General features: G+C 42.4%; 4 protein-coding genes. All 4 read left to right on the top strand.

Translation table 11 applies throughout. The features are described 5' to 3' along the window. Positions 1-109: 109 nt before the first annotated feature. Genes QVO88_RS00050 through rlmD form a run of 4 tightly spaced genes read left to right on the top strand, consistent with a single transcriptional unit; the run spans position 110 to position 5,951 of the window. The gene (locus tag QVO88_RS00050) at positions 110-2,500 is read left to right on the top strand and encodes a bifunctional (p)ppGpp synthetase/guanosine-3',5'-bis(diphosphate) 3'-pyrophosphohydrolase (RefSeq protein WP_022286490.1); all 2,391 of its coding nucleotides are present in this window, start codon (positions 110-112) and stop codon (positions 2,498-2,500) included. A 37-nt stretch (positions 2,501-2,537) separates the two neighbouring features. Continuing rightward, on the top strand, positions 2,538-3,158 hold the full coding sequence (locus QVO88_RS00045) for an MBL fold metallo-hydrolase (RefSeq protein ID WP_288177644.1): 621 nt from the start codon (positions 2,538-2,540) through the stop codon (positions 3,156-3,158). Further along, positions 3,155-4,612 (top strand): coproporphyrinogen dehydrogenase HemZ, encoded by a 1,458-nt coding sequence (hemZ, locus tag QVO88_RS00040; protein WP_022286488.1) that lies wholly within the window; start codon positions 3,155-3,157, stop codon positions 4,610-4,612. Before QVO88_RS00045 ends, hemZ begins: the two co-directional genes overlap by 4 nt. Then, the gene (gene rlmD / locus QVO88_RS00035) at positions 4,596-5,951 is read left to right on the top strand and encodes a 23S rRNA (uracil(1939)-C(5))-methyltransferase RlmD (protein ID WP_022286487.1); all 1,356 of its coding nucleotides are present in this window, start codon (positions 4,596-4,598) and stop codon (positions 5,949-5,951) included. The genes hemZ and rlmD overlap by 17 nt, the downstream gene beginning before the upstream one ends. The last annotated feature ends 104 nt before the right edge of the window (positions 5,952-6,055 follow it).

Raw genomic sequence — 6,055 nt, 5'->3', positions numbered from 1 at the left:
CCCGCAACTATGAAAATAAGCTACGTTGTGCCGAAACAAAAGGTAAATCTTGAGGACTCTGAAACTCTTGTTAAGCTGAATGAAATGCTTGGAAAGGCAGGTAACTAAAATGTCAGATAAAGAGAATATTTTGCTTGATCCTGCTGAAATGGATAAGATAGAAAATATACCTGAGATAAAAACTGTCAGTGAAGAAGATCTTCCTGCCGAATCCGAGGTTAAAGAGCAGTTTGAAGAAAAGCCTGCTCCTACGGCTTCGCCTGACTATACCGACGCTGTGCCTGAAGCTTCAAAGCCTGAGCATATAGGTGAGAGGTCGGTGTGTTCTATTGATGCACTTATTCAGAAAATACTTGATGGCGAGAGGCAGTACGATCTGTCAAAAATCGTTTCCGCCTATGAACTTGCTGAAAAGTATCATCACAATCAGAAAAGAGAGTCTGGCGAGCCGTATATAACCCACCCTCTGTCTGTTGCATATATTCTTTTGGAGCTTGGCATGGATACTGATACTATTTGTGCAGCACTTCTTCATGACGTTGTGGAGGACACTCCATGCACTCTTGAAGAATTACAGAAGAATTTTGGCTCAGACGTTGCAATGCTTGTAAATGGCGTTACAAAGCTGAAAAAGGTAGAAACTTTCACCAAAGACGAGCAGAAAGCTGAGAATATCAGAAAAATTCTTCTTGCAATGAGCGAGGATATTCGTGTTATTATCATAAAACTTGCAGATAGACTTCACAATATGCGTACTCTTAATTATTGCAAAGATTCAAAACGCAGAACTATCGCCCATGAAACAATGAACATCTATGCACCGATAGCTCACCGCCTTGGAATACGCTCAATTAAAGATGAATTTGAAGATCTTGCTTTTTACTATCTTGATCCATATGCTTATGCCGAGATAGACGAGCAAATGCAGCTCAGAAAGGGCAGCCGTGAACAGCTTGTTGAAAACATCAAGCACAAGATACATGACAGGCTTGAAAAGGATTTTGACCCTGTTCCCCTTATCGAGGGTCGAGTTAAAAGCAATTATGGTATTTATAAAAAAGTATATCGTGACGGCAAGGAGATAGACCAGATATATGATCGCTATGCCGTAAGAATTATCGTCAATACAGTTACCGAGTGCTATAACGTACTTGGCATAATCCACGATATGTTCAGACCTATCCCAAACAGATTTAAGGATTATATTTCCACGCCTAAGGCTAATATGTATCAATCTCTTCACACAACTGTTATCGGCAGAGAGGGAATACCTTTCGAGGTTCAGATAAGAACATGGGAAATGCACAGAACGGCTGAATATGGCATCGCAGCTCACTGGAAATATAAAGAGGGCGTAAGGGGTAGCTCAAAGGACGATCAGCGCCTTGCATGGATAAGACAGATAATCGAGTCACAGCAGGAGTCAAACGACGTTGAGGAGATAGTAAGGGCTATCAAAAATGACCTTGCCCCTGAGGACGTTTTTGCTTTCACTCCAAAGGGCGATATGATAACACTGCCTGTCGGATCAACTGTTATCGACTTTGCTTACGCTATCCACACACAGGTGGGTCATAAGATGTGCGGCGCAAAGGTAGACAAGAAAATGGTGTCTTATGATTATCAGATAAAAACAGGCGAGATAATCGAGATACTTACTACCAACGTTGAAGGTCATGGCCCAAGCCGTTCATGGCTTAATATCTGCAAGACCAATGAAGCCAAATCAAAGATACGTTCATGGTTCAAAAAGGAAAGACGAGAGGAAAATATCTTTGAGGGCAGAAATGCTCTTGAAAGAGAGTTCCGCAGAAATAATATAAGAGTGCCTGAGGAAGAACTTGAGGACTTTCTCAAAATGGATATGCACAGACACAGCTGTGATACCCTTGACGACTTCTTTGCAGCTATCGGCTATGGTGGAGTTCAGCTTTCAAAGGTGATGCAAAGGCTGAAATCTGAGTATAATAAGAAATATGGTGAAAAGGCTCAGCCTGATACTTCTGACCTTGAAAATAAGATAAAGACTTCTAAAAATTCCACCGGTGTTATCGTTGACGGCATCGACAACTGCGCTATCAAGTTTGCACAGTGCTGTAATCCGCTTCCAGGTGACGAAATAGTCGGCTTTATCACGAGAGGTCACGGCATATCCGTGCATAAAAAGGATTGCGTGAACTATCTTTCGCAGAAAGATGATCCTGAAAATGCCGCTCGTTGGATAAATGTTAAGTGGGAAAGTTCTGAAAAGCATACTGGCTATTTCAAGTGTACTTTGGATATTGTTGCGGTTGACAGAATAGGTCTGCTGGCAGACGTTTCGTCAGCGCTTGCAATGATCAATATTTTTATCTATGAGTCAACCTCAAGGGAACTGAAAAACGGCAATGCAATGCTTTCCGTAACTGTCAGCATTGCAGGAATGGAACAGCTCAACAATGTTATAAACAAGCTTCAGAAAATAAAGAACGTTATTTCTGTTGAAAGAAGCGGTAAATAAGAAAGGACATATAATGAAAATATATAGGCTCAAACCATTGAGTGTTTGTGAAACGAACAGCTATATTGTTGCAAGCGAAGAAAATAACTGCGTTCTTATCGATGCACCTGCCGACCCCGATTATATTCTCGGTGAGATAGAGAGTCACGGTCTTACGCTTAAAAAGATCTTTCTTACCCACGGTCATTTTGACCATATCGGTGCTGTGGCTGACCTTGTAGACAGGACAGGCTGCGAGGTGTATATCCACATTATGGATAAGCCTAAGCTTACAGATGACGCAGGAATGCTTGCTAATCTTTTCAGAATAAGAGGACACAGAAATTACACAGGCAAGGTCAATGTGTTTACAGAGGACGATATACTAAAGCTTGACGAGCTTGAATTTGACGTATTGGAAACGCCGGGACATACAAGCGGTTCTGTTTGTTTCATATGCGGCATGAATATGTTTTCGGGAGATACCCTATTTTCAAGAAGTGTTGGCAGAACTGACATGCCTGATGGAAGCAGCCCAGCCCTCATGAAGTCGCTTATGAAAATAGCTGACCTTGGTGGAAATCTAACTGTTTATCCTGGTCACATGAATGTCACGACACTTGACGCTGAGAGAAAGTATAACCCATATCTCAGGCAGGCTGCGGAGGCTTTGAAATGACTCTGATATTCAGCGGCAACGATTATAAATATGAGCTTGAGGGAGTAATGAAGCTTTTTATCCCTGCAACGCTCTTTACCCACGTTTTTTCTGACAGCATAGATACAGAGGACGATTATGTGTTCGCTCAGAAAAAGGATAACGCTGACAATGTTTGTTTGAGCGTTAAGGTGAGATATGACGGCAAGACTTGTGAAAAAGAGGAGTTTGTGCATTTTGAAAGCGACATGGAACTTTCGCTGTCAAGACTTCTTTTTAAGGCAATGAGCGAGATAACAGGCATTGTGCCGAAATGGGGCGTTATAACGGGAATAAGACCTGTGAAGCGTGTGAATGATATGCTCAGTGAGGGCATGAACAAGGCGGAGATATTTAAAGCCATGGAGAGCAGGTATCTTTGCAGCGAAGAAAAGTGCGATATTGCATACAACACTGCTATAACCCAAAAGCCTGTTCTCGATGAGCTTGAAAAGGACAGCTTTAGTCTTTATGTGTCAGTGCCGTTTTGTCCTACAAGATGCTCCTACTGTTCTTTTGTTTCGCAATCTATCGAGGGCTGTATGAAGCTTATCCCTGAGTATGTGAACAAGCTGTGTGAGGAGATAGTTTATACTGCGAAGATAACGAAAAAGCTTTGTTTAAAGCTTGACACTGTATATTTTGGCGGCGGCACTCCTACCACGCTCACTGCTGCTCAGCTTGACAGAGTTATGAAAGTCATTGCAAACAGCTTTGATATGTCAACTGTCCGTGAATACACTGTTGAAGCGGGAAGACCTGACACCATAACTGAAGAAAAGCTGAAGGTGCTTAAAGCAAACGGCTGTGGCAGAGTATCTATAAATCCACAGACTTTGAATGACAGCGTTCTTGAGGCTATTGGCAGAAAGCACACAACTGCACAGTTTTTTGACAGCTTTGACCTTGCAAGAAAAGTTGGTTTTGACTCTATAAATACCGATATAATCGCAGGTCTGCCAACAGACACGGTGGAGAGCTTTGAGAATACCATTGATAAGCTTATCGAGCTTGCTCCTGAGAATATCACTGTACACACACTTTCCATAAAGCGTGCGGCTAGGCTAAATCACAGCGGTGACAGGGAAGTGCTGAAAAATCCAGCCGATAAAATGGTAGAGTATGCCACAAAAAGACTTCTTGAAAGCGGCTATCTGCCTTATTATCTCTACAGACAGAAGAATATGCTTGAAAATCTTGAAAATATAGGCTGGACAAAGTGGGGTCACGAGAGTTTGTATAATATCTATATAATGGAAGAGGTTCAGACCATACTTGCAATGGGTGCAGGTGGCTCGACAAAGCTTGTTGACAAAGAGGGCGGACGTTTGGAGCGTGTGTTCAATTACAAATTTCCGCTGGAATACAATAAGCATTTTGAGCTTATGCTTAAGCGAAAAAATGAGATAGAGGAATTTTATGCTAAAGAAAAATGAGATTATCAGGCTTGAAATAAGCGGTATGACAAATGAGGGCAACGGAGTAGGAAAGCACGAGGGCATTGCTGTTTTCGTGCCTTTTACTGTTATTGGCGACGTTATCGAATGCAGGATAGTCAAGGTGTGCAAAACGTATTGCTATGGCATTATCGAAAATATTGTAAGTGGTTCGGTTGAAAGAACGAAGAACGATTGCCCTGTTTATTCAAGGTGTGGTGGTTGTTGTTTTCGTCATATGAGCTATGAGGAAGAATGCCGTGTAAAAGAACAGTTCATAAAGGATTCATTTGAGCGTATTGGTAAGCTTTATCCTGAATATGACAGCTTTGAGGGTTGTAAACAGCTTGTTGGCTATCGCAACAAGGCGCAGTACCCTGTAGCAGAGCAGGACGGCAGGGCAGTTTGCGGATTCTATTCAAGGCGTTCTCACCGTGTATGCGATCACACCGATTGTGCATTACAGCCTGCTGTATTCAAGGCAATAGCCGATGAAATAATGGCATATGTGAACAATCGTAAGATAAAGGCATACAACGAGGAAAAGGGAAGCGGTCTGCTCAGGCATATTTATCTCAGGCGTGGCGAACACTCAGGTGAGATAATGGTCTGTCTTGTTATAACTGACCTTAAAAAGCGTGGCGTATTTGATGCGCTTGTGGGTGAGCTTTGCAAAAAATATGCTGATATAAAGAGTATAGTTTTCAATGAGAATAGCCGAAAGACCAACTGTATACTCGGACAGAAGCTTGTTACTGCGTATGGAAGCGACACGATACACGATACCATGTGTGGAAATGATATAGAGATATCACCGCTGTCATTTTATCAGGTAAATACAATTCAGGCGGAGCGACTTTATGAAGTTGCCGCAGATTATGCTCAGCTGACAGGAAAGGAAACTCTTCTTGATCTTTACTGCGGTGCAGGAACGATTGGTTTGTCAATGAGCCAAAAGGTGAAAAAGCTCATAGGTGTTGAGATAATAGAGTCTGCAATAGACAATGCAAAACGAAATGCCGCAGCAAACAATGTCACAAATGCGGAATTTATATGTGGTGACGCAGGAAAGATAGCAGAGATACTTTACAGCCGTGGCGAGCGACCAGATGTGATAATAGCGGACCCTGCAAGAAAGGGCTGCACTAGGGATGCACTGGAGTACATGGCAAAAATGTCCCCTGACAGGATAGTTATGATATCCTGCAATCACGCTACTGCTGCTAGGGACTGTGCTGTGCTGGAAGAGTTGGGGTATAAGACGGTCAAGGTCAAGGGCGTGGATCTGTTTGGTAGGACGGGGCATGTGGAGACGGTCTGTTTGCTGTCAAGAAAATAAAATCAAGTGCTGAAAAGTGGCGTATTTCCGGGCTTTTTTTGAGATTAGGCAATAGCTCATGAAAGTCCGTATTTCTTATATTGAAACATATCTACTGTAAAAAC

Source organism: Ruminococcus sp. CAG:57 (assembly GCF_000435935.1).
Classification (GTDB): Bacteria; Bacillota; Clostridia; order Oscillospirales; family Ruminococcaceae; genus Hominimerdicola; species Hominimerdicola aceti.
This window is presented reverse-complemented; position numbering and strand designations above follow the sequence as displayed.